A 3185-nucleotide genomic window follows, 5' to 3' on the forward strand; every position below is an offset into this window, starting at 1 on the left:
GCCAGCAGCGGCTCGAGGAAGGAGCGCAGCGAGTGCGCGCGCAGGTCCGCCGAGACGTAGCCCAGGCGCAAACGACGATCCGGATCCCGATCATTACCGTGACCACGCCAGCTCGCGCGCAGCGGTGCGCCAAAGCGGCGCTCGTAATCACGATACGCCGCGAAGATCTCCTCGGCCGATTTGTCCGGGTGGTAGTTCAGGGTGAAGAGTAAGCCGTCGTAAATCGATGGATCATCATTCTTGATCGATGACGCTCGACGATAGGCGGCCTCGGCGACCTCGAGCTGTCCGAGGTACTGATAGGTGTTTCCGAGAATCGCCAGCATCTCCGGCTGGCTCGATCCCAGCATCACCTCCAGTTGGTGGCATTGCTCGGCCTGCAGCTGAAGCGACTCGTCCTCCGAGCGGATCGAGCAGGCCTGCCGGTAAGCCGCTTCCGCTTCCTCGAACCGCCCTAGCTGTTGGTAGGCATTGCCGAGATTCGCGAGCATCTCGGGGTGGCCAGGCTGGAGCATCAGGGCGCGGCGATGCGCGTCCAACGCCTCCTCATACCGCCCGAGCGCATGGAGCACATTGCCTAGGTTGCTGTGCGCATCGGCATAGTCGGGGCGTATGTCCAGGGCTCGACGATAGGCTTCGATGGCCTCCTCCAGTCGTCCCATCTCGCGGAGCGCAGCGCCGCGGCTGTTGAGCGCCTTGAGGTGTCTCGGATCGATCGTGAGGACGATATCGCAGTACTCGAGCGACTCCTCGAGTCGACCGAGGCTCCTCATGACCGCGGCAAGATTGTTGAGAGCCGCGACGAATCCCGGAGCCGCCTTGGCAGCACGAGCATAGTGCAGCGCAGCCTCCTCGAGTCGACCGAGATCCTGCAGCACGGCCCCGATGCTGTTGAGCGTCTCCGCATCACCCGGATCGAGGCCGAGCGACTTCTCGAGCACCCCCAACGCCTCCGATCCGCGCTGCGATTGCGCGAGAATGGCACCCAGCATCTTCCAGCCGAAGGCGTCGCCCGGCGCCCGCTCGGTCCACCGCCGCGCCAACCGCTCCGCCTCTTCATAATGCCGCTGATTGAAAAGCGAGAGCAGCGCGTCGGCATCCTCGTCGGTTGGAGCTGGGGCCGGCGGCGGCCGATCCTCGACAATACGAGCTCGGAGCTCATGGGCTGCACGGGTATCTAGCCCATGCGCGATCGCGCGCTCGATCACTTCGAGCGCATCCGGAGCCCGCTGAGCCAACAGCAGCCCTTCGGCCAGCGATTGCCAGTAGTCGCCGGTCTCGGGGGCCCCCTCCAGGGCCCGCCGCAAATGCCCTAAACCAGACTCGAAGAGGCCTCTCTCGATCTGAAGCACGCCTAGCCCGTGGTTGGCGGACGGATAAGTCGGGTCCACGGCAAGCGCGGATCGATAGGCATCCTCGGCGTCGGCAAGACGACCGGCCTGATGATGGGCGCGCGCCCGTGCGAGAAAGTCTTGGAGCGATTCCACGATATTGCGTCCATTCGGCTTTTCAGGTTGATCGAATCTCAGGCGCGACCGAGTCATCCCGGGTTTACCCCCTCTATTGGACGGACTCTCCGAATAATTCGCACCATTGCGCTTGCTGAAGCTCGTCCTCGAAGAACCTTGCATGCCCGATAAGATGATCGCGAACCCGCTCGGGGACTTCCCGCCCACGTCCGCTCAAGCCTTGATTGAAGCGCGCCTCGCTCCTCGAGAAGCCTTCGGACAGCAATGTCTTCCTTAGTGCAGCACCTTCACCCGGAGCAAGCTCGAGATGCGCCTCGAGCGCCTCGGCCAAACGCCGCTTGTCGCCCCCGTCTCTCGAGAGATGACGCTCGTAGCTCACCAGGAGGTGCCGACTGCCGGCATTTGCCAAACGGAGCCACGAGAGATAGAAGTCGATGTACCAAACGCCCAGGGTGTTGCCCAGGATCTGCAAGCGATCTTCCCTCGGCAGTCTCGGATAGTGCCGTGGCACCTTGAGCGCCCCCTGACTGAAGGGGTGGATCCAGCCGCCGCCATCGCCACGTAACATGTCATCGGCCGAGACCATGGCGTCGAAGATATTCCGTATCGTAATGATGACCTTGACACCATATTGATTGAGCAGGTTCACCAAGTAGGGCGTTCCCTTCATGTGGTGCTGGGCGACGAATCCAGTCCCCTCCAGCGACCGACGGCAAAGCGCATATTCACAGAGCTCCTGCTCCCGACCATTCGCTCCGAGCTGCGAGGGGAAAGACGCACTCGTCGTCAGATGAGAGAAGGGCAAGCTCAGTCCGATCGAAAGCTGATTCGCCAGATAGCTGCTCGCGGACTTGGGAGCGGCTGCGACCAGAATACGGCGGCCGGGCATGTACTTCGAAAACTGCTTGGCTCGGCTCAGCTGTTGCGTGATTTGGTCGGGGGATAAGGCGACATCCGTGAGATCGAAGACTCGGCGAAACTCGTCCAGCTCGAGCTTCTGGAGCGGATTGACGTCCAGTATCGACCGAACGAGCGCAGCGTACTCCTGCTGCGGCAGTGTCTGTTTCAGCCGGCGCATCTCCGAGCTGTGCTGAAAAGCCTGCCCATTCTTCGCCTGCTCGTGCAGAGCCTGCTGGACGGATTGCTTCGGGGTCAACGAAAGCGCCTGCGCGACACGGTCGCGCAGCGCGCTGATCGTTGGCGAGTCCGCCCCGAGCGATCGGCCTCGCTCCAGCACCGCATGAGCCTCGGTGGCCCTTCCTGTCGCCAGCAGCGTCTGGACGAGCAAGACCCAATGTACCTCGACGCTGGGAGAGAGCTCGGCCGCACGGCGCAAATGCATGAGACCCGAATCGCCGCGGTCGCTTGCGACCTCGATCGAGCCTAGACCGTGGTGCGCGCCAGCATGCCCTTCGTCCAACGCCAAGAGAGCGCGATAGAGGCTTTCCGCCACGTCCGAGCGACCGGCGCGGTGATGGGTCAACGCCTCTTCGTAGAGCACACGCGTATCAGTCACGACATACATCCTCCTCTATGAGAGCAGTGGAGATCTCGATCTCCGCCCGATCACCGATTGGCGTGCGAATCGCCGCACCATTTCCGCCACATCTCCCGATAGGCCTGCTCGACGCGCCGCGCAAAGCCCGCCTCGTCGCACCAGGGGCCTGACTCCAGCGCGTCACGCAGGCCCGCGCGGATCGAGGCCAGACGACCCAG

The 3185-nt window shown here is 63.0% G+C and carries 2 protein-coding genes; both read right to left on the minus strand.

Going from position 1 to position 3185, the window contains the following annotated elements; translation table 11 throughout:
• The coding region (locus G3446_RS26100; RefSeq protein WP_164456582.1) for a tetratricopeptide repeat protein at nucleotides 1-1487 on the minus strand (1487 nt) is incomplete at its 3' end.
• 73 nt (nucleotides 1488-1560) lie between these two features.
• Entirely contained in the window at nucleotides 1561-2985 is a 1425-nt protein-coding gene (locus G3446_RS26105) for a tetratricopeptide repeat protein (RefSeq protein WP_164456583.1), read from the minus strand.
• Between the last annotated feature and the right edge of the window lie 200 nt (nucleotides 2986-3185).

It is taken from the genome of Thiorhodococcus minor (assembly GCF_010820565.1).
Lineage (GTDB): Bacteria > Pseudomonadota > Gammaproteobacteria > Chromatiales > Chromatiaceae > Thiorhodococcus > Thiorhodococcus minor.